Source organism: Actinoplanes sp. NBRC 101535 (genome assembly GCF_030269225.1).
Classification (GTDB): Bacteria; Actinomycetota; Actinomycetes; order Mycobacteriales; family Micromonosporaceae; genus Actinoplanes; species Actinoplanes rectilineatus.
In genome coordinates this window covers 1-255 of the sequence record NZ_BSSY01000076.1, presented here as the reverse complement: position 1 = coordinate 255, position 255 = coordinate 1, and the positions used below count along the sequence as shown (strand labels likewise).

The window sequence follows — 255 nt, the reverse complement described above, 5'->3', positions numbered from 1 at the left end:
CGCTCAGCGGTGCGCCGCCGACGGAGCCCGCGAAGTACGAGCCCGACCAGAGCTTGTTGGCTCGGTAGTAGTGGCGCACCAGGTCGGGGAACTCCTGCCGAAGGCGACGCGAGGACACGCCCTTGAGGCTGTTGACCAGGCGGGCCACGGCCACCTTGGGCGGGAAGTTGACGAGCAGGTGGACGTGGTTGTTCTCGCCGTTGAACTCGACCAGCTCGGCCTCGAAGTCGGCGCACACGTCCCGCATGATCTCCT

At 67.1% G+C, this 255-nt stretch carries 1 protein-coding gene; it reads right to left on the bottom strand.

Annotated elements, in window-relative coordinates:
* Positions 1-255: IS200/IS605 family transposase (tnpA, locus tag QSK32_RS45420; protein ID WP_285475572.1), on the bottom strand; the 255-nt coding region annotated here is incomplete at both ends.